A 19,136-nucleotide genomic window follows, 5' to 3' on the forward strand; every position below is an offset into this window, starting at 1 on the left:
ATCCGCGGTACGCACGTCGGGGCAACTACGGAGACGCAGTACGGAGATCCGGCCGGTCGGCGGATCGAAGCGGCCTCGACGTCAGCGGTTCACCGCGCTGACTTCGTCCTGGACCCGCGTCCGCAACGCGCCCTCCGCCGACAGTCGCGTTCGGACGGACGCCGCACCTCGCACCGGGCCCGCGACCGGGTACACCTGGTCCTCGCCCAGCAGCGGGACCCCCGGGCACGTCGTGCTGCCGGGCCGGGAGTTCTTGGTGAGGAACACGTTCACCAGCCCGTCGACGCACGGGTTGCCCGCCAGCGCGTACTGCCCGTGGAACGGTGAGTCGTCGACCGACACCAGCGGGACCCGCGCCGCGCGCGCCGCCGCGGATGCCTGCTCGTAGCCCGTCTGGGGGTCGAACTCGCCCTGCACCACCAGGATGTTCGACGCCACCGAGGCGGGGACGTTCGGGAGTTCGTGCTGCGGCGCGTCCGACCAGAAGCCGCACGTCTCGCCGAGGCCGTACGCCCAGCCGAAGAGCGGGTAGCGCGGGCCCTGCTGGTCGCTGAGCCGCTGGTACCAGGCCGCCGAGCGGGTGGGCTGGTCGCCGCACGCCACCGCGTAACGGGTGCCCGGTGCCTGCGTGTAGTCCGGGGCCGCCGCGGCGACCACCGCCGGGGTAACGGCGGCCGCCGGCACGCCGAACTCCTTGCGGGACGCGGCATCCATCGCATCGGCGAACGCCGGCGGGGGAGTGGCCGCGGTGCCGTCGAGCGCCGCCGCGCCCTGGAGGAAGACCAGCGCGCCGAGCAGCCACTGGAGCTCGCTGCCGTTGCCGACGAAGATGCCGTCGAACCCGTCGGGGGCGACGCCGTGGCTGCCGTAGTAAGCCCGGACGCGTTCCCACTTCGCCTTCACCTCGGCGGGTGTCCCGCCCAGCTGCGCGGCGAAGTTCCGCGCGAGCCACGGCACGTAGACGTCGTCGAACTGCCGCTGGTCGATCACCGGGAAGGCCTCGAAGTCCGCCTGCAGCCGGCCTTCGAAGTTCACGCTGGAGTCGAGCACGGTCTTGCCGGTGTGCTCCGGGAACAGCGACGCGTACTTCGCGCCCAGCCAGGTGCCGTAGGAGTAGCCGAGGTAGTTCAGCTTCTCGTCACCGAGCAGCGCGCGGATCAGGTCCATGTCGTGCGCGGTCTGCCACGTCGTGACGTACGGCGCGACCGCGTCGCTCTGGCACGACTCGGCGATGGCACGGGGAGTCTTCCGGTGCTCGGCGATGCTCGCCGCCGACCGGTCGCGGGCGTCCAGCGGGCCCTGCGGCAACCGGCCGATCGGGACCTGGCACCGGAAGCCCTTGTCGTCGGTGCCCGCGTGTCCGGTGCCGCGCGGGTCCATGCCGACGAAGTCGTACAGCTGGTGCACCGACGGCTCCAGCGCGGCGAGCGGGCCGGCCAGCGTGCTGCCCTGGCCGCCCGGCCCGCCGGGGTTCAGCAGGAGCGCGCCCTGCCGGTCACCGGTCGCCGCGGCGCGGCTGAGCTGCACCGTCAGGTCGGTGCCCGCGGCCGGGTTCGCCCAGTCGCGCGGCACGGTGACCAGCGCGCACTGCGTCGGCGCGTCGCCTGCGCCCGGCTCGAACGGGCAGTCGCCCCACTGGAGCTGCTGGGTCGTGTACGGCGTGAGCGGGTCCGCGGCCGCGGCGGGCACCGCCGCCGCGAAGAGGACGGCCGTCGCGGCCGCCAGTCCTGTCCGGGAGATGCGCACCGGGAGTCCTTCCGTCGCCGGGTGGGGTGCGCCCGAGCCTGGCCCGCCGCCGGGCGCCGGTGATCAGCCCGGAGGACGAACTCGCCGCCGCGGGCTAAGCCCGGGGTATGAGGCGGCTCAGCGCGCGCCCGGCCGTCGGGATCGGGATCATGGGCTGATGACCCGTCCGGGAATCGGCGTCGTCGGGCGCCGCCTGGTGCAGTTCCTGCTCGACGAACTGCTCGTCTTCCTGCCGATGCTGCTGCTCGCGATCGCCGTGGTCTGGCTGTTCCACCCGCACGGCCCGGGCCTGCTGACCTTCCTGGAGGTCGTCCTCTACACGATGCTGGTGCTGGACTTCCTCGGTCTGGTCTTCGTCAACGTGTGGTGGCCCTACCGGCACGGCGGCCAGACCCCGGCGATGCGCTGGCTGCGCCTGCGGATCCGGACCCTCGACGGCGGCCACCCGACGCTCGGCGCGTTCTTCGTCCGCGATCTGCTGATGGTGGTCGACGGCTTCGCGTGGGGGCTCGCCGGCATCGTGGTGATGCTGGTGTCGCGCCGGCGGCAGCGGTTCGGCGACATCGTGGCGCGCACGGTCGTCGAACGCGTCCCGAAGCTAGCGAACCAGGCCGCTTTCCCACGCCCAGATGGCGATTTCGGTGCGGTTGCGGGCGCCCAGCTTGCGTTTGACGGCGCCGATGTGGGTCTTGACCGTGGGCAGCGAAACCACCAGTGAGCGGCAGATCTCGTCGTTCGTCGCCCCGCGCGCCACGGCCTTCACGACGTCCAGTTCCCGGGGCGTGAGCGGGGTTTCCGGCGCGGGGCGGGACGTTCCGCGCGTGAAGTGCGCGAGCAGCCGGGTCGTGATCGCGGGGGAGACGAGCGCCTCGCCGTGGGCGGCCGCGTGCACGGCCTCGACGAGCAGGTTCGGCCCGGCGTCCTTGAGCAGGAACCCGCAGGCGCCGGCGCGCAGCGCCGCGTGCACGTTCTCGTCGAGGCCGAACGTCGTCACCATCACGACGTGCAGCGGGTCCGGGACGTCCGGGCCGGCCAGCAGTTCCGTCGCGCGCAGCCCGTCCACGCCGGGCATCCGGATGTCCATCAGCGTGACGTCGGGACGCAGCTCGCGGGCCAGCCGCACGGCCTGGTCGCCGTCGGCGGCCTCGCCGACGACCTCGATGTCCGGTTCGCCTTCGAGGATCAGCCGGAACCCCGCGCGGACCATCGCCTGGTCGTCGGCGATCAGCACTCGCGTCGGCAACCCGCTCTCCCCTCCCGCGGCGGTCAGTCCGGCCGCAGCGGCAGCCGCGCGACCACGCGCCAGCGCCGGCCCTCCGCCGGTCCCGCGTGCACCGTACCGCCCACCGCCGCGACCCGTTCCGCCATCCCGAGCAAGCCGTAGCCGCCGCGGCGCGCGGGCCGGGCGGCACCGTCGTTGACCACCTCGACGCGCAGTTCGCCGGGTGGTTCGTGGTGGACGAGCACCCGGACCTCGGCGGCGTCGGGCGCGTGCCGCCGGACGTTGGTGAGCGATTCGGTGAGCAGCCGGTGGGCGGTGGTCACGACCTCCGGCGCGACGGCGAGCTCGCCGAGGTCCGGGCTGACGTCGAGGTGGATCCGGTCGTCGTCGGGCACCGCGCGGTCGACGGCGGTGGCGAGGTCGGCGGGCGGCACGAAGAGGTCTTCGTCGCCGGTCCGCAGCGCGCCGACCAGCCGGCGCATCGCGGAAAGCGCCGTGGCGCCCGCGGTTTCGAGCTCGGCGAACGTCGCGGTGTCGCCGCCGGTGCGCTCGGCGACCCGGTGCGCGGCCTGGACGCGCACGACGATCCCGGTGATCTGGTGCGCCACCAGGTCGTGCAGCTCGCGGGCCAGCCGGAGCCGTTCGGCGGAACGGAGTTCGAGGACGTCGACGCGGTGGCGGACGTCGGCGTCGCGCAGCACCAGGCCGCCGGCCAGCGCGCCGCCCCACACCACCGCGGCGCCGGCGGCGTAGAGCGCGGCGGGGGAACCGGTGCCGTAGCGCAGGATCGGGGCGAGCGTCGCCGCGCACCCGCCGAGCACGGCCTGGACGGCGGCCGCCCGCGGCGAGAGCCGGTGGCACGCGGCGCCGACCACCAGCGCGATCGCGAGGGTCTCGGCGGCGCCCGGCTGCGGCGGGAGCCGGGTGCCCGTGACGGCCAGCGCCGCCGCGATCACCGAGCCCAGCAGCGAAAGCCCGGAGACGGCCGTGGCCAGCCCGGCGATGTGGCCGGGGAACCGGCGGCGCAGCACGGCCAGCACCGCGACGACCGGGCCCGCGCCCGGCGCGAACTCGATCGCGATGCTCGTCCACTGGCCCTGTCCCGGCACCGCGCGAGCGGCGAAAACCATGTCCAGCACCACCAGGGCGCCGAGCACGACCGCCTCGGCCACCAGCGGGCCGCGGCGGCCGGTCCACGGGATCCGGCTCGCGGAGGTCATCCGCCGATGGTGCCGCACCCGGCGGCCCGGCGCTCCGCTCACGCCCGGAGTTCGTACCTGGGTACGAGACGGCGGCGGGAATCTCGTACCGCCGGTTGATCGCTCTCGCCGGTCATCCCGGGAGGCTGGGGAGCATGAACCGATTCCAGCTGCCGGAGGCCGAAACCCGGACCGGGAAGATCGAGGGGCTGCCGGGCTGGTACTTCGTGCTCGTCGGGCTGCTGGTGGCGTCCAACGACCTCAGCCTGCAGTTCAGCGACCGGTACCACTGGGTCGTCTTCCTGCCCCTCGCGCTCGTCGCGGTGCACCTGACGCTGTGGTTCACGCTCCTGTCCCGGCGCCGCAAGTACCTGCGCGCGATCTGGCGCAGCAAGCAGGCCCTGGTCCTCGTCGCCGTGCTCTTCGCGCTGCGGCTGGGACTCCAGTTCGGGCTGACCAAGCTGACCGACAGCGCCGCGCCGCTGCACAGCTACACGCACCTGATCCTCGGCCTCGTGATGCTCGTCGTCACCACGGCCGGGGCCTGGTTCGACCAGTGGCTGATCCTGCGGGTGGTCAACCGGGAGGCGTGACGCTGGTTCCGCGCACCACGAGCCGGTGCGGCGCGACGATCGAACGCGGCGGCCCGGGTTCGGCGGCCAGGCGGTCGAGGGCCAGCTCGGCGATCCGGTCCTTGTCCGGCGACACCGTCGTCAGGGCCGGGACGCTGAACCGGCCGTCCTCGATGTCGTCGAACCCCACAAGCGCCAGGTCTTCCGGCACGGTCACCCCGCGGTCGGCGGCCGCGCGCAGCGCGCCCAGAGCGAGTTCGTCGGTGAAGCAGAAGACGGCGTCGGGCGGCTCGGCCCGGTCGAGCAGCGCCAGCATCGCCGTGTGGCCGTCCGCGCGGTGCAGGCGCCGGACGGGGATCGCCAGATCGGGGTCGGCGGGCACGCCGGCTTCGGCGAGCGCCTGCTGGTACCCGGCGAGCCGCTGGCGGGCCGTCGCGTTGAGCGACCGCGGCTGGATGCCCAGCGCGGCGATGCGCCGCCGGCCGGTGGCCAGCAGGTGCCCGGTGGCCTCGCGCGCGGCGGCGACGTTGTCGATCGCGACGTGGTCGACGCCGGCCGCGCCGTCGTGCTCGCCGAGCAGCACCAGCGGGACGGTGTCGGTGCGGGCGGCGAGCTCCGCGGGCGCCACCGCCCACGGGCTGAACAGGACGCCGTCGACGAGCTGGCTGCGCCGGCCGTGCAGCAGCTGCTTTTCCCGCTCGGCGTCGCCGTCGGTCTGGTCGATGAGGACGGTCAGGCCACGGCGTTCGGCGATCCGGACGGTCCGCGCGGCCAGCTCGGCGAAGTACGGCGAGTCGATTTCCGGGACGACCAGGGCCACCAGCCCGGTCCGGCCGCGCCGCAGCGTCCGGGCGGCCATGTTCGGCCGGTAGCCCAGCGCGTCGATGCTCGCCTGCACGCGCTCCCGGGTCGCCGGGGCCACGTAGCGGAAGCCGTTGACCACGTTGGACACCGTCCGCACCGACACCCCGGCGTGTTCGGCCACGTCCCGCAGTTTCGGGTTCACGTCCGCAGCGTACCTCTTGCAACGTGGCATGCCACGTTGCAAACTGAAGTCGCCACGCCGTCGTGACGCCTTGGAGGTCCCCATGACCACGAACCTGACCTCGCCGTTGACCGCCGCCGACGTCGAGTCCCTGACCGGCCGGCTGCACGAAGACGGCATCATCGGCCTGCCCCAGGCCTTCACCCGCGACTGGGTGGCCCGGCTCGGCGAAGACATCGACACCGCGTTCGCCGAGGCCCGCGCCCGGCCCGGCGGCGCCGTCGGCCGCGGCCCGAACCGCTTCTACGTCGAGATCCACCCCGAACAGCTACGCGGTTTCGCCGACCTCGCCGCGCACCCGTGGATCACCGCGGTCGCCGAGTCCGTGCTGGGGCCGGACTACCGGATCGTCGAGGTCGGGTTCGACGTCCCGCTCGCCGGCGCCGTCGACCAGCCGTGGCACCGCGACTTCCCCATGCCCGAGGAAACGGCCCGGCACCGCAGGCTGAACTCGCTCGCCGTCAACGTGACCGCGGTGGACACCGAGCCGGACATGGGTCCGTTCGAGATCGCGCCCGGCACGCACTGGGACGACGGGACGGATTTCGAGCACGGCATGTTCCCGCCGCGCGAGGCGTACCCGCGCTACCGCGAACTGGCCGTCCGCAAGTTCCCGCGGATGGGGGACATCTCGATCCGCTCGGCGCTGACCGTGCACCGCGGCACCGCGAACCACTCGGCGAAGTCACGCCCGGTCCTGGTGCTCGGCCTCGACGCGCCGGGCGCGGGCAACGACGAGCGCCACGACACCGCCGTGACGCGCGAATTCTGGGCGTCCCTGCCGGACTCCGTGCGCGCCCATCTGGACTGCCCGATCGTCGACACCCTCACGCCGATCACCCAGAAGCACACGATCGAGGGACTGGTGATGGGCGAAGATTCCTGAATCGGATGTTTGCCGTCCCCGGCCCGGGGCACCAGAAAGCATGACTGAAGCAGGGATCACCGAAGTGTCGGGCCGGGCCGGGGTCGTCGCGGGGCTGCGCCGCGTGCTGCTGGCGTTCGGAGTCGGGGGCGCGCTCGCGTGCCTCGCCTGGATGGCGCTGTGGCTCGCGATGCACGTGTAGGGACTAGAACTCGTCCGACGCGGTCAGCTCGTGTTCCAGCGAGTCGGCCCGGGCGACGACCGACTTGAGCGGCCGTTCGAATTCGTGCTCGATGCTGAGATCTTCCAGCGGCACGGTGTGCTTGAGCAGCGCCACGCCGTCCACGACCGCCGCGCCGCCGACGGCCGAGTTGCCGGCCAGTTCGAGCAGCCGGCGCAGGTCGATCTTGTCGGCCCAGCCGACCGGTGAGGAGATTTCGACCCACGAGCCGCCGTGCAGTTCTTCCACGTGGTGCGCGGTCACCTGCTGCGTGCGGCCGTCCGGACCTTCCAACCGGAACCGGAGCCAGCCGTCGGTGTCCTCCAGGACCTCGTACCGCGTCCGAACGTAGTTGATCACATCGGTCCAGCTGGTCACCCGCTCCGCCTCTCCCTCGAGCCTGCTGCGCGGTCGCAGCATCTCACGAGCCCCTGCCTCAGATGATCCCGGCTTCGATGAGCTGCGGCCAGATTTCGCTCTGGTCGGCCACGGTGACGCCGTGCTTCTCGGCTTTCGTCAGTTTCGCGGCGCCGACGTCGGCGCCGGTGATGAGCAGATCGGTGCTCGCCGACACCGATGAGGCGATGGTCGCGCCCGCCTTTTCGCACAGCCGCTGGAACGTCGGCCGGGGGACCTTCTCGCCGGACCGCGGGTCGCTGATCGAGCCGGTGACGACCACCGTCTTGCCCGCCAGGGGAGCACCGGCCGCGACGACCGGCGGCAGGTCCTCCTCGCGGACGTCCAGCGAAACGCCGCGCTCCCGCAGCCGCTCGAGTTCGGGCCGCAGGCGCGTGAGGTGCTCGATCAGCGACGTGGCGACCTTCGGCCCGATGTCCTCGACGGCCACCAGCCCGTCGACCCCGGCTTCGACGACGTCCTCCAGCGACCCGAACCCGGCCCGGCACAGGCGGGCGGCGGTCCCTTCGGACGCCATCGGGATGGCGAGCCCGATCAGCGCCCGGCGCAGCCCGACCGACCGGCTGCCGTCGATCGACTCGATCATGCGCGTGGCCGAAACCTCACCGATGCGGTCGAACTCCAGCAGCCGCTCCTTCGTCAGCCGGTAGAAGTCGGACGGGTGTTCGAGGTCGCCGGACTCGGCCAGCCGCTCGATCCACACGCCGCCGATCGCGTCGATGTCCGCCGCGGCCCGCGACGCCCAGTGGATCAGCCGCCGCACGGTCTGCGCGGGACAGGCGACGTTGGTGCAGAACAGTTCCCGGCTGTTGCCCTGCTCGGTCAGCGGCTGCCCGCACGACGGGCACGCGGACGGCGGCACGATTTCCCGCTCCTCGCCGGTGCGCTTCGACGCGTCGAGCACGCCGGCCACGAACGGGATGACGTCCCCGGCGCGGCGCACGAGCACGGTGTCGCCGATCTTGATCCCGCGGGCTTTGATGACCTCCTGGTTGGCCAGGGTCGCGCGGGTGACGGTGGTGCCGCCGACGAACACCGGCTCCAGCCAGGCGACCGGGGCGATCTTGCCGGTCTTGCCGACGTCCCAGCGGACATCGACGAGCACGGTGGTCTTCTCCTCGGCGGCGAACTTGAAGGCGAGCGCCCCGCGCGGCGAGCTCGACCGGGTGCCGGCCGCCGCGTAGGCGTCCCGGTCGGCCAGCCGCAGGACGGCGCCGTCGAGGTCGTAGTCCAGCTCGTTGCGCCGCCGCTCGATCTCGCCGATCACCTCCTGCGCGGCCGCCGCGTCGGCGCACCGGCGCATGTCGGCCGCGGTGAAGCCGAGCGTCTGCAGCGCGCCGCCGAGGTCGGTGTCCGCGCTGTCGGGGTCGGTGTAGAGGTCGAAGGCGAAGAACTGCAGCCGCCGCTCGGCGACGGTGGCCGGGTCCTTGGCCCGCAGCGTGCCGGCGGCGGCGTTGCGCGGGTTGATCAGCGGCTTGTCGGGGTGTGCCTCGTTGTAGGCGGCGAAGGTGGAGCGCAGCATGACGGCCTCGCCGCGCACCTCGACCCGGCCGGGGGCGTCGAGCCGCTCCGGGATGCCGTCGGTCAGCGCCCGGACCAGCACCGTGACGTCGTCGCCGGTCGTGCCGTCCCCGCGCGTGACGGCCCGCTGCAGCCGGCCCTCCTCGTAGACGACGGCCAGCGACAGACCGTCCAGCTTCGGCATGACGACGACCGGCTGGCCGGGGAAGCGGTCGAAGAAGGCCTCGACCTGCTCGGGCTTGGTGGCTTTCTCCAGCGACAGCATCGGCCGCGAGTGCCGGATCGGCGCGTGCAGCACGGCGGGCGCGCCCACCTGGTCGAGCGGGTTCGGGTCCGGGGCCAGCTCCGGGTTCGCTTCGACGAGCGCGCGCAGCTCGTCCTCGACCGCGTCGTACTCGGCGTCCGCCACGACGGGCGAACCCCGGTAGTACGCGTCGCGGAGGACCACGATGCGATCGGCGAGTTCCTGAATGCGTTCCCGTGCTTCCACGGACAGGACATTACCGGGCAGCACCGACGAAAAAGGTCAGCGGCCGCCGATCTCCTCGATCTCGGGCAGGCCCACCAGGTTCGCGAAGCCGGTCAGCCCGGGCAGGTCGCGGACCGCGCCGGCCGGGGTGCCGTCGGCGGCGATCCGGCCGAGGACCGCGCGCATCGCTTCGGTGGCCCCGAGCAGTGTCGAGATCGGACAGAGGACCAGCCGGAACCCCAGCTCCCGCAACCGCGCCGGCCCCGGCACCCGCGGATCCGGCAGTCCGGCCGCGGCGGTCACCTCCCGGCGGGGGTGTTCCCGAGTTGCCCGGGGTTCGACCGCACCCGCTCGAACACGATCTTCTCGTACGGGCCCGCCGTGCCGGTCTCGTACAGGACGCCGAGCGTGGCGGGGTCGGCCTGGACCAGGTCGGAGTAGGCGGCGGGCCCGCTGGTGAGCGTGGGGCCCGCGCGCCAGGTGCGCCCGCGGTCGGTGCTCAGCCGCAACTGCATGACCGCGCGCGTGGCCGGGTCGGCCGGACCCGAGTACACGAGCAGCCACGGGACGGTCGTCTGCAGGACGCTGCCCTCGACCTTCGGCCCGGAGAGCGCCGGCTGCACCTGGTACGGCCGGACGAGCGTCTTCCCGCCGTCGACGCTGTAGCCGTCGACGCGGTGCTCGGCGGCGGAGCCCTGGTTGCGGCTGGAGAAGTAGAGGGTGCCGTCGGGCAGTTCGGTCGCGGTCGTTTCGTTCGCGGCGACGACGCCGTCGGTGCGGTCGTCGGTGAAGCCGAGGTGCCAGGTGCGGCCGTCGTCGTCGCTGTAGAGGTCGTGGCCGCCGTAGTACTTCGCTTCGGTGCCGACGTCGGCCGAGCCGGCCGGCGGGGAGCTGGAGTGGTTGGCGGGCACGACGATCCGGCCGGCGTGCGGGCCGTGGCGCAGCAGGGTGGCGTGCCCGGGGCCGGTGGCGTACCACCGCCAGCCGGGCAGCTTCGCGTCGGCGGTGATGTCTTGGGCTTTGCTCCACGTGCGGCCGTTGTCGTGGCTCCGCAGCGCGAACACGCGCCGGGTGTCCTGTGCGGACGCTTGCCCGGACATGATCTGCTTCTCCGACACGAGTCCATTGTGGACGGTCAGCAGGACCAGGTCGCCGTTCCGCGCTCGCACGGGGGTCGGGTTGCCGGCGGTGGCGTCGCCGTTGCTGTCGACGACGGAGAGCGGTCCCCAGGTGCAGCCGCCGTCGCGCGAGGTGCGCGAGACGGTCTGGATGGCCCCGGAGTCCCCGGCGGAGTCGCGCCGCCCTTCGGCGAAGGCGACCAGGGAGCCGTTGGCGGCCCGGACGATCGCGGGGATGCGGAAGGTGTCGTAGCCCTCGGTGCCGGAGGTGAAGGGCACCGAGGAAGTGCAGGGTGTGGCGGCGGTGGCGGCGGGGGTGCAGGGCAGGCCCAGGGTGGCGGCGGCCAGCAGGATCGTGCCGAGTCTGCGCATCGGGGACACCGGGTTCGACCTCCTCGTCGAGGTAGGACATGGGATGTCTGACGTCCTATGTCCCGACAACCTAAGGAGGCCGCGCTCGATCGTCAAGGACTACGTTGCGCGCCGGCGGGGGAGCGCGGTCGTGAACCCGGCTCGGTCGGCCGCGGGTGCGCAGGTCGCGAAAGTCGCATTCGGGACGTCCGACGCCCCGAATGCGACATTCGCGGCACGCGGGCTGGCGCGGCCGCCCCGACCCATCCCGACTACCGCCGGCGAGTCCCGCACGGGCCGAAGTACCGGCACTCGACCAGCGCGCGCACGTCGTGCGCCCGGGCGAGGGGCTCCAGCTCGTCCACCATCGCCGTCAACGTCACCAGATCCACATGCCCCGTCCCGGTCAGCGGGAACAGCCGTTCCTTCGTGTCGTGCTTCGCGCACCCGCTGCCGCGCAGGTTGCCCGCCGGGAGCACCCCGAACACCACTTCGCCCTCGTCGCCGAACGTGAAGTAGCACTGCAGGACCATCGGCGTCGTGTCGCCGACCTCGTTGGTCCGCCGGCCGCCGAAGCTGGCCGGGTACGACCAGCCCGCCGTCGCGTCGTCCAGGAACTTGACGTCGGCCGGGCCGGTGTCGCCGTCGAGCCGCCAGCCCCGGGCCAACAGGTGGTCGTGCACCTCGAGCTGGCGGGCGATGAGCAGCGTCGCGGTCATGCCCTCCAGTGTGGCCCACGCCGCCGTCCACGATCGGGTGACCTACCGATGGGGCTGGCTCGCGGCGCCCGGGACTGATAAGCCTCTGCACGTGACGATGGACCTGCACAGCATCAACCCGTGGGAAGTGTCGTTCCTGCGCGAAGAGGTCGGCGGTTACTTCGCCAACGGCGTCGAGCTCGCGCCCGGCGCGACCGTCCTGGACGTCGGGGCCAACGTCGGCGTCTTCTCCGCCGCCGTCTACGAACGGCTGGCCGGCGACGTGCGCATCTACGCCTTCGAGCCGCTGCCGCCGCTGTTCGAGAAGCTCGCGCGCAATGCCGAGGACTACTTCGCGGGCCGCCTGAAAGCGCTGCCCTTCGGGCTTTCGGCCGGCGAGGACGAGCTCGACTTCAGCTACTTCCCGGGCGCGACGATCTTCTCGTCGTCGTGGCGCGACGAGGGCAACGTCGAGGCCGAGCGCCGCCGGGTCACGGCCAGCATCGTCGAAATGATCCGCCGGGGCGGCCTCGGCCCGGCGGCCCGCCGCGTGCCGGCGCCCGTCCTGCGCGGGCTCGTCGGCCGCAAGCTGCGGGTGATGCGGGAACTGGAGACCCACCGCGTCCGCGTCCGGCCGCTCTCGCCGGTGCTCGACGAGGAGGGCATCGACCGCATCGACCTGCTGAAGGTCGACGTCGAGGGCGCCGAGCTGGAAGTCCTGCGCGGCATCGAAGACCGCCATTGGCCACTGGTCCGCCAAGCGGTCGTCGAGGTGGAGCGGTGGTCGGCCAACCGGGACCGCGTCCGAGACGTGTTCGCCACGCGCGGCTTCGCGGTCGAGGCGGTGCAGGACCCGGTCCAGCGGGCGGCCGACATCGGAATGGTGTTCGCGCTGCGCTGACCATTGCCTTGACGGGCGCGTCAAGCTCTAGCGTCACGCCCCGTGAAGTTCGGAATCAGCTACAGCACGCCCCATTTCGGCGTGGACCCCGGCGTTCTCGCGCGGTTCGCGCAAGATGCCGAAGACCTCGGCTTCGAGTCTCTCTACGTTCCCGAGCACGTCGCGCTCCACCCCGGCGCGAAGATCGGGCCGATGGAGCTCGACCCGTCGCTGCCCTACGGTGACCCGCTCGATTGCCTGAGTTTCGTCGCCGCCCGTACGCGGCGCCTGCTGCTCGGCACCGGCGTCCTGCTCCTGCCCTACCACCACCCCGTGCTGCTCGCGAAGCGGCTGGCCACGGTCGACCTGCTGTCCGGCGGGCGCCTGCGGCTGCTCACCGTCGGCGTCGGCGCGCTGCCCGGGGAAGCCGAAGCAGCCGGGGTCGACTTCGCCACTCGCGGCCGCCGCGCCGACGAGGCGATCGACGTCCTGCGGCTGCTGTGGGACGGCGACCGGAACGGCGTGAGCCACGCGGGGAAGTTCTTCCGCTTCGAGAACGTCTGCAGCTTCCCGAAGCCCACCGGCCGGCTGCCGATCCACGTCGGGGGCTCGAGCCCGGCCGCGGCACGCCGGGCCGGGCGGGCCGGAGGCGGCTACTTCCCCGGCGGGCTGCTCACGCCGGCCGAACGCCGCCGCCGGTTCGACCTCGCCCGGACCACCGCCGCCGAGCACGGGCACGACCCCGATGCCCTGCAGCACACCCGATGGGGATCGATCGGAATGTCCACAGAGGATGCCGACGTGCTCGCGGACGAGGGCGTGACCCGCGTGGTCGTGAGTCCGGCGGCGACCGACCAGGCGGCGCGGCGGGACGAAATGGCGGCCTTTGCCGAACGGTTCGCGCTTGGGCCAGTCGAGTGACAGGAGGGGAGTCGTAAATTTTCTGGTCGGTGTCAAGTTCTTGCGTGACGGCGCTCACTTGTTGCATGCTCGGGTGGCTCTGAGTCCCCTCCCCGCCGTCTCGAAGAAGAGAAGACGCCATGACTCGAACGCGCCTGTCCCGGCTCGTCGCCGGATTCCTCGCCGTGGGGCTGTCCGCCGCCGGGCTCTCCCTCGCCGCCGCCGCGAGCGCGCCACCAGGAACAGCAGCGCCGCTCGCCGACATACCCCTGACCAGGACGGTGTCGGCGAGCAGCGCGCTGCCCGGCTACCCCGTCGCCAACGCCGTCGACGGGAGCCAGGCCACCTACTGGGAGTCCGCGAACAACGCGTTCCCGCAGTGGATCCAGGCCGACCTCGGCTCCGCCAAGCCGCTCTCGCGGATCGTGCTGAAACTGCCCGCCACCTGGGAATCCCGCACCGAAACCCTCGCCGTGCGCGGCAGCGCGGACGGCACGGCGTTCACCGATCTCGCCGCCGCCACCGGGTACGCCTTCGCGGCCGGCACCAACACCGTGACGATCCCGGTGACCGCCTCGACCCGGTACGTCCGGCTGAACGTCACCGCGAACACCCAGTGGCCCGCCGCCCAGCTTTCGGAGTTCGAGCTGTACGGCCCCGATTCCGGCGACACGCAGGCCCCGACCGCGCCGGCGAACCTCGCGCTCACCGAACCCGGCTCGGGCCAGATCAAGCTCGCCTGGTCGGCTTCGACCGACGACGTCGGCGTCACCGGCTATACCGTCTACCGCGACGGCGCGCCCGTCAGCACGGTCGCCGGCACCGAGTTCACCGAGACGCGGCCCGCCGGCACGCGCGTCGAGTACTTCGTGCGCGCCAAGGACGCGGCCGGGCACGAGTCCGCCGACAGCAACCACGTGGTGCGCCAAGGCACGCAGGCCGGCCGGGACCTCGCCGCGGGCAAGCCGATCGAAGCCTCCTCGAGCGTCTTCTCCTTCGTCGCCGCCAACGCGAACGACGGGAACACCGGCACCTACTGGGAAGCCTCGGGCCACCCGAGCACGCTGACCGTCAAGCTCGGGGCGAACGCCGACCTCGACCAGGTCGTCGTGAAGCTCGACCCGGACGCGGTCTGGGGCGCGCGGACGCAGGCCTTCGAAGTCCTCGGCCGAGACCAGGGCGCCACCGCGTTCACCACCCTCAAGGCGGGCGCCGACTACCGCTTCGACCCCGCCGCCAACCAGAACACGGTGACCATCCCCGTCAGCGGGCGGGCGGCCGACGTCCGGCTCCGGTTCACGGCCAACTCCGGCGCGCCCGGCGGGCAGGTCGCGGAGTTCCAGGTGTTCGGCACGCCGGCGCCGAACCCGGACCTGGTCGTCACCGGCACGACGTGGACCCCGGCGAACCCGACGGAGACCAGCCAGGTCGCGGTCTCGGCGACCGTGAAGAACGCGGGCACCGCGCCCGCGGCCGCCACGACCGCCACCGTCAGCCTCGGCGGGACGGTCGTCGGGAGCGCGGCCGTCGGTGCTCTCGCGGCCGGTGCGTCCACGACGGTGACGGTGAACGCGGGCACCCGCCCGCAGGGCACCTACAGCGTCTCGGCCACGGTCGACCCCGCCAACACGGTCGTCGAACAGGACGACACCAACAACACGTTCACCTCACCGACGCCGCTGGTGATCGCCCAGGCGCCGGGCCCGGACCTCGAGGTCACCGGCATCACGTCCACCCCGGCGAACCCGGCGGCCGGCGCGGCGGTCTCGTTCACGGTCGCGGTGCACAACCGCGGGACCAGCGGCGCCGGCACCTCGGTGACGCGGCTGACCGCCGGCGCCACCACCCTCACCGGTGCCACGGGCGCGATCGCGGCCGGGGCCACGGCGACCGTCGCCCTCTCCGGCACGTGGACCGCCACCAACGGCGGTGCCACCCTCACCGCGACCGCCGACGCGACGAACACGGTCGCGGAGACCAACGAGTCCAACAACGAGCTGTCCCGGGCCATCGTGGTGGGGCGCGGCGCGGCCGTGCCGTACACCGAGTACGAAGCGGAATCCGCGCAGTACCAGGGACAGCTGCTGCAGGCCGACGCGCTGCGCACGTTCGGGCACACGAACTTCGCGACCGAGTCCTCGGGCCGCCAGTCCGTCCGGCTGGCGAGCCAGGGCCAGTACGTCGAGGTCACGTCGGCGAACCAGGCGAACTCGATCGTCGTGCGCAACTCGGTCCCCGACGCCGCGGGCGGCGGCGGGCAGGACTACACGCTCAGCCTGTACGTCAACGGCACCTTCGCGCAGAAGCTGACGCTGTCGTCGACGCACAGCTGGCTCTACGGCACCACCGACGACCCCGAAGGCCTGACGAACACGCCGCAGGGCGACGCGCGGCGGCTGTTCGACGAGTCGCACGCGCTGCTGTCCCAGTCCTACCCGCCGGGCACCAGGTTCCGGCTGCAGCGGGACAGCGGCGACAACGCGGCGTACTACGTGATCGACCTGGTCGACCTCGAACAGGTGGCCCCGGCGCTGCCGAAGCCGGCCGAATGCACGTCGATCACCGAGTACGGCGCCGTTTCCGGCGACGGCGTCGACGACGCCCCGGCCATCCAGCGCGCGGTCACCGACGACCAGAACGGCCGGATCGCCTGCGTCTGGATCCCGGAAGGACAGTGGCGGCAGGAAGCGAAGATCCTGACCGACGACCCGACCGTGCCCAACGGCGGCGGCCAGTACAACCAGGTCGGCATCTCCAACGTGACGATCCGCGGCGCCGGCATGTGGCGGTCGCAGCTGTACTCGCTGATCCAGCCGCAGGACGCGGGCACGATCAACCACCCGCACGAAGGCAACTTCGGCTTCGACATCGACAAGAACGTGCAGATCTCGGACATCGCGATCTTCGGGTCCGGCCGCATCCGCGGCGGGGACGGCAACGCCGAAGGCGGCGTCGGGCTCAACGGCCGGTTCGGCACCGGCACGAAGATTTCGAACGTGTGGATCGAGCACGCCAACGTCGGGGTCTGGGTCGGCCGCGACTACAGCAACAAGCCCGAGCTGTGGGGCCCGGCCGACGGCCTGGAGTTCAGCGGCATGCGGATCCGCGACACCTACGCCGACGGCATCAACTTCACCAACGGCACGCGCAACTCCAAGGTGTTCAACTCGTCCTTCCGCACCACCGGGGACGACTCGCTCGCGGTGTGGGCCAACCAGTACGTGAAGGACCCGTCGGTGGACATCGCGCACGACAACGCGTTCACCAACAACACGATCCAGCTTCCCTGGCGCGCCAACGGGCTCGCGGTCTACGGCGGGTACGGGAACCGGATCGAGAACAACCTGGTGTCCGACACGATGAACTACCCGGGCATCATGCTGGCGACCGACCACGACCCGCTGCCGTTCTCCGGGCAGACGACGATCGCCAACAACGCCCTGTACCGCTGCGGCGGTGTCTTCTGGGGCGAGCAGCAGAAGTTCGGCGCGATCACGTTCTTCGCGCAGGGCAAGGACATCCCGGGGGTGACACTGCGGGACACCGAGATCCACGACTCGACCTACGACGGCATCCAGTTCAAGACCGGCGGCGGCGTGGTGACGGCGGCAGTCACGAACGTGACCGTCGACAAGTCGGGCAACGGGGCCGGGATCCTCGCGATGAGCGGCGCCCGCGGCAGCGCGACGCTGACGAACGTGCGGATCACCGGTTCGGCGAAGGGTGACGTCGTCATCGAGCCGGGTTCGCAGTTCGTGATCAACGGGGCCCCGGTGCCGGCGGTGGTAGCCGAGGTCCGGCGCGGGACCAGGTAGGGGACCGGGTGCCGGGGCGGACCGCCCCGGCACCCGGCCGGTCACACGGAAACCGGCCGCGTGGCGAGCCGCTCGGGCCGTCGCGCGTCCTTGACCCACCACTTGCGGGCCCCGGGCTTGCGGGCCTCGTAAGCCAGCTGCTTGACGGTGCTCGCGCAGACGAGCTCCTTGACCTTCGCGCCCAGCCGGCCGCGCAGGTGCAGCCGGGTCGCGGTGTCGTCGCGCCGGGAGAACTGGAAGACCCCGGCGCGGCGCCCGAGGCTCAGGCACTGCCCGGCGAAGCCGACGTCGGCGGCCGCGGGAGCCGTGCCCGCGAGCCGGCTGAGCACCGTCTCGGCGGCCTGCGGGCCCAGCTGGACCGCCGACTGGCAGCCCATCCGGTAGGGCAGGTCCGACGGCGCCGCCGCGTCGCCCGCCGCGACGATCCGGTCGTCGTCCACGCTCGTCAGCGTTTCGTCCGTGCGCAGGCGGCCGAGCGCGTCGGTGCTCAACCCGCTGCGCGCGGCCAGGTCCGGCACGCCGAACCCGGCGGTCCAGACCGTCACCGCGCTCGGCAGCTCACGGCCGTCGGCGAGCCGGACGGCGTCGCGGGTCACGGTGGTCACCGCCGCGTCGGCCAGCACGGTCACGCCCAGCTTCGCCAGCCGCGCGGCCACCGTCCGCCGGCCGCGGGGGTGCAGGTACGGCCCGAGCTCGCCGCCGCAGACCAGCGTCACCGCACGGCCCGCTTCCGCCAGCTCGGCCGCGGTCTCGATGCCGGCCGGGCCGCCGCCGACGACCGTCACCGAAGCCGCCCCCTCGACGACCGGCCGCAGCCGCCGCGCCTCCTCGAAAGTCGTGACGGGGTAAGCGAACTCGGGCACCGCCGCGCCGGCGCTGCCCACCGCGTAGACCAGGTAGTCGTAGCCGAGGGCGCCGCCGTCCGCGAGGTCCAGGCGGCGCGCGGCCGCGTCGACGCGGGTCACGCTGTCCACGACCAGCCGGACGCGCGGGGCGAGGACGTCCCGGTAGGCCACCGCCGCGTCGCCGGAACCGGCGGCGAGCTGGTGCAGGCGGATGCGCTCGACGAAGTGCGGGCGCGGGTTGACCAGCGTGACGGCGACGCCGGCGCGGCGGGTCAGGCGGTTGGCGGCCATGACGCCGGCGTATCCGCCGCCGATCACGACGACCTCGGTGGGCTCGGTCATGGTGTCTCCTTCGATGCGGGTTCGGCATCGAGACACCGGCCGGCGCGCCCGTGTGACAGGTGTGGCCCGGTTCACGCGTCGGTGGGGGAGCGGCTCCAGACCAAAGCCGCGTGCCAGGCGGCGATCAACGCTTCGTCGTCGGCGTAGCTCGGGCAGGTCCCGACCGGGACCCACGCCTGCTCCACGGGTTCGCCGTCCTCGACCCGCAGCACGGTCACCCCGGCGTACTCCACCACTTCGCGGCCGTGCCCGGCGGGGACCGAGACCGCGCGGGTGCCCAGCCGCAGCCGCACCTGCCGTTCGCCCGTCATCGACCCCGCTTTCCCCGGCATTGTCCACGGTGGTGTCGCGCACCGGCCGGGATCTGTAACAGCCCCGCGCCCCCGGCTGCGGTGAACGGCCGGAATCGCCCGCCCAGTGGCCGTCGGGCGACGAGTGGATGCGTCCGTTCGTGCTAATTCACGTGTGAGGACGGCGCGGACCGGTCATCCGGTCCCGGGGGAATCCTTCTGGGGGAGGTGCCTTAGACATGACGCGGGAAAGCTTCGAGTTCGAGGCCGAGCCGGCGCAGATCAGGCTGGTGCGGTCCTGGGTGCGCGAGCGGCTGGCCGCGGGGAACATCCCGGCCGACGTCGTCGCGGACGTCGTGCTGATCACCGGCGAGCTGGCGACCAACGCGGTCCGCCACGCCACCGGGCCCCTGCGGGCGTTGCTGATCTGCGCCGACGCCGCGGTCTGGATCGGGGTGGAGGACGCCGGCGGGTCGGCGTGGTTCGACCCGGTGGCCCCGGACGCCGCGCCGGCGGGGACCGGGCTCACCCTGGTCGCCGCGTGCTCCGGCCGGCGCGGGCTCTTCCACCGCGAGGACGGCGGGAAGACGGTGTGGGCGGAGATCCCGCTCGCGTCCTGAC

General features: G+C 72.8%; 19 protein-coding genes. 8 read left to right on the forward strand and 11 right to left on the reverse strand.

Features of this window, described 5'->3' with window-relative positions; translation table 11 throughout:
* Positions 1–81 precede the first annotated feature (81 nt).
* Positions 82–1,746, reverse strand: coding sequence for an alpha/beta fold hydrolase (locus ACERZO_RS04905; RefSeq protein WP_372662324.1), 1,665 nt, complete (start codon positions 1,744–1,746; stop codon positions 82–84).
* A 157-nt stretch (positions 1,747–1,903) separates the two neighbouring features.
* Between ACERZO_RS04905 and ACERZO_RS04910 the strand changes: the two genes are divergently transcribed.
* Positions 1,904–2,464 carry an RDD family protein gene (locus tag ACERZO_RS04910; RefSeq protein WP_372662327.1) on the forward strand — a complete coding sequence of 187 codons (561 nt, stop codon included), beginning with the start codon at positions 1,904–1,906 and terminating at the stop codon, positions 2,462–2,464.
* Here the strand turns inward: ACERZO_RS04910 and ACERZO_RS04915 are convergent.
* Together ACERZO_RS04915 and ACERZO_RS04920 are read right to left on the reverse strand one after the other, a co-directional pair.
* The gene (locus tag ACERZO_RS04915) at positions 2,345–2,989 is read right to left on the reverse strand and encodes a response regulator (protein ID WP_372662330.1); all 645 of its coding nucleotides are present in this window, start codon (positions 2,987–2,989) and stop codon (positions 2,345–2,347) included. The two genes, ACERZO_RS04910 and ACERZO_RS04915, sit on opposite strands and share 120 nt — an antisense overlap.
* A gap of 23 nt (positions 2,990–3,012) precedes the next feature.
* Positions 3,013–4,188 carry a sensor histidine kinase gene (locus tag ACERZO_RS04920; protein WP_372662333.1) on the reverse strand — a complete coding sequence of 392 codons (1,176 nt, stop codon included), beginning with the start codon at positions 4,186–4,188 and terminating at the stop codon, positions 3,013–3,015.
* Positions 4,189–4,322: 134 nt separating this feature from the next.
* On the opposite strand from ACERZO_RS04920, the gene ACERZO_RS04925 reads away from it, so the two are divergent.
* Positions 4,323–4,760, forward strand: coding sequence for a hypothetical protein (locus ACERZO_RS04925; RefSeq protein ID WP_372662336.1), 438 nt, complete (start codon positions 4,323–4,325; stop codon positions 4,758–4,760).
* On the opposite strand, the gene ACERZO_RS04930 is transcribed toward ACERZO_RS04925, so the two are convergent.
* Positions 4,744–5,745 carry a LacI family DNA-binding transcriptional regulator gene (locus tag ACERZO_RS04930; protein ID WP_372662339.1) on the reverse strand — a complete coding sequence of 334 codons (1,002 nt, stop codon included), beginning with the start codon at positions 5,743–5,745 and terminating at the stop codon, positions 4,744–4,746. The two genes, ACERZO_RS04925 and ACERZO_RS04930, sit on opposite strands and share 17 nt — an antisense overlap.
* Positions 5,746–5,827: 82 nt before the next feature.
* Between ACERZO_RS04930 and ACERZO_RS04935 the strand changes: the two genes are divergently transcribed.
* A complete protein-coding gene (locus tag ACERZO_RS04935; protein ID WP_372662342.1) occupies positions 5,828–6,670 on the forward strand; it encodes a phytanoyl-CoA dioxygenase family protein in 843 nt (280 codons plus the stop codon).
* Positions 6,671–6,710: 40 nt separating this feature from the next.
* Positions 6,711–6,851 carry a hypothetical protein gene (locus tag ACERZO_RS04940; RefSeq protein ID WP_167379510.1) on the forward strand — a complete coding sequence of 47 codons (141 nt, stop codon included), beginning with the start codon at positions 6,711–6,713 and terminating at the stop codon, positions 6,849–6,851.
* 3 nt (positions 6,852–6,854) lie between these two features.
* Here ACERZO_RS04940 and ACERZO_RS04945 read toward each other — a convergent pair whose 3' ends face one another.
* The 5 genes from ACERZO_RS04945 to ACERZO_RS04965 all read right to left on the reverse strand — a co-directional run bounded on the left by ACERZO_RS04945 (position 6,855) and on the right by ACERZO_RS04965 (position 11,464).
* Complete coding sequence (locus ACERZO_RS04945) at positions 6,855–7,247, reverse strand: hypothetical protein (protein WP_372662345.1); 393 nt, start codon at positions 7,245–7,247, stop codon at positions 6,855–6,857.
* Between the two features lie 58 nt (positions 7,248–7,305).
* Complete coding sequence (ligA, locus tag ACERZO_RS04950) at positions 7,306–9,297, reverse strand: NAD-dependent DNA ligase LigA (RefSeq protein ID WP_372662348.1); 1,992 nt, start codon at positions 9,295–9,297, stop codon at positions 7,306–7,308.
* A 36-nt stretch (positions 9,298–9,333) separates the two neighbouring features.
* A complete protein-coding gene (locus tag ACERZO_RS04955) occupies positions 9,334–9,579 on the reverse strand; it encodes a hypothetical protein (protein ID WP_372662351.1) in 246 nt (81 codons plus the stop codon).
* The gene (locus ACERZO_RS04960) at positions 9,576–10,766 is read right to left on the reverse strand and encodes a sialidase family protein (RefSeq protein ID WP_372662354.1); all 1,191 of its coding nucleotides are present in this window, start codon (positions 10,764–10,766) and stop codon (positions 9,576–9,578) included. The genes ACERZO_RS04955 and ACERZO_RS04960 overlap by 4 nt, the downstream gene beginning before the upstream one ends.
* Before the next feature lie 251 nt (positions 10,767–11,017).
* A complete protein-coding gene (locus ACERZO_RS04965; RefSeq protein WP_372662357.1) occupies positions 11,018–11,464 on the reverse strand; it encodes a hypothetical protein in 447 nt (148 codons plus the stop codon).
* Between ACERZO_RS04965 and ACERZO_RS04970 the strand changes: the two genes are divergently transcribed.
* The 3 genes from ACERZO_RS04970 (at position 11,463) to ACERZO_RS04980 (ending at position 17,038) form a co-directional block, all read left to right on the forward strand.
* Complete coding sequence (locus ACERZO_RS04970; protein WP_372662360.1) at positions 11,463–12,344, forward strand: FkbM family methyltransferase; 882 nt, start codon at positions 11,463–11,465, stop codon at positions 12,342–12,344. The two genes, ACERZO_RS04965 and ACERZO_RS04970, sit on opposite strands and share 2 nt — an antisense overlap.
* Positions 12,345–12,386: 42 nt before the next feature.
* Positions 12,387–13,244, forward strand: coding sequence for a TIGR03619 family F420-dependent LLM class oxidoreductase (locus tag ACERZO_RS04975; RefSeq protein WP_372662363.1), 858 nt, complete (start codon positions 12,387–12,389; stop codon positions 13,242–13,244).
* A gap of 119 nt (positions 13,245–13,363) precedes the next feature.
* Entirely contained in the window at positions 13,364–17,038 is a 3,675-nt protein-coding gene (locus tag ACERZO_RS04980) for a CARDB domain-containing protein (protein WP_372662367.1), read from the forward strand.
* A 41-nt stretch (positions 17,039–17,079) separates the two neighbouring features.
* On the opposite strand, the gene ACERZO_RS04985 is transcribed toward ACERZO_RS04980, so the two are convergent.
* Both ACERZO_RS04985 and ACERZO_RS04990 read right to left on the reverse strand, forming a co-directional pair.
* Entirely contained in the window at positions 17,080–18,225 is a 1,146-nt protein-coding gene (locus ACERZO_RS04985; protein ID WP_372662370.1) for an NAD(P)/FAD-dependent oxidoreductase, read from the reverse strand.
* Between the two features lie 71 nt (positions 18,226–18,296).
* Complete coding sequence (locus tag ACERZO_RS04990) at positions 18,297–18,536, reverse strand: hypothetical protein (RefSeq protein WP_372662373.1); 240 nt, start codon at positions 18,534–18,536, stop codon at positions 18,297–18,299.
* 218 nt (positions 18,537–18,754) lie between these two features.
* Here ACERZO_RS04990 and ACERZO_RS04995 point away from each other — a divergent pair, with 218 nt between their 5' ends.
* A complete protein-coding gene (locus ACERZO_RS04995; protein WP_372662376.1) occupies positions 18,755–19,135 on the forward strand; it encodes an ATP-binding protein in 381 nt (126 codons plus the stop codon).
* Position 19,136 lies beyond the last annotated feature (1 nt).

The sequence above is a fragment of the Amycolatopsis kentuckyensis genome, assembly GCF_041679295.1.
In the GTDB taxonomy this organism is placed as follows: domain Bacteria; phylum Actinomycetota; class Actinomycetes; order Mycobacteriales; family Pseudonocardiaceae; genus Amycolatopsis; species Amycolatopsis kentuckyensis_A.